General features: G+C 70.4%; 1 protein-coding gene. It reads left to right on the top strand.

Annotated features, from left to right (window positions below; genetic code table 11):
- Positions 1 to 18: 18 nt before the first annotated feature.
- Positions 19 to 506: hypothetical protein (locus tag ACXJKJ_RS32440; RefSeq protein WP_457395879.1), on the top strand; the 488-nt coding region annotated here is incomplete at its 3' end.

Below are 506 nucleotides of genomic sequence, written 5' to 3'. Positions count from 1 at the left end.
GTGCTGGACCAGGGCGCGTTGCAGGCCGGCAGCCGGGTGGTGTGGCGGGTGCCGGTGCATGCCGGCATCGATGCCGATGACCGGGGTTTGCTGTCCCTGCAGCTGGATGTGGCGCAGGACATGCGGGTGCAGGCGCGGCTGCCGCGGGATCCGGAAACCGGCAGTGAACTGCATGCCGACCTGCGCGTGACCGGCACGAAGATTCCGTTCCGGGCGCCGGCCGAGCTGCTGCCCCGGTTGTCCGGGCAGGTGCAGGGCGCGTGGAAGTTCGAGTCGTTGAACTGGATCGCCGATCTGTTCGTGCGCAAGCCATGGTTCCACCTGGATGGTGGCGGGCTGCTGGAGGGCGACCTGAAGATCGCCGATGGCCAGCTTGCGCCGGGCAGCACGCTGGACATTCCGCAGGTGGCGGCCGTGGCCGAGGTGGCCGGTGTACGTCTGCGCGGCGATGCCAACGCACACGGCAGCATCGTGGCGGGCGCGCCGGCCCAGGCGCAGCTGGACGT

The sequence above is a fragment of the Roseateles sp. P5_E1 genome, assembly GCF_054049335.1.
Note: the sequence above shows the minus strand (reverse complement) of the source record. Positions and strands in the feature narration are given on the sequence as shown.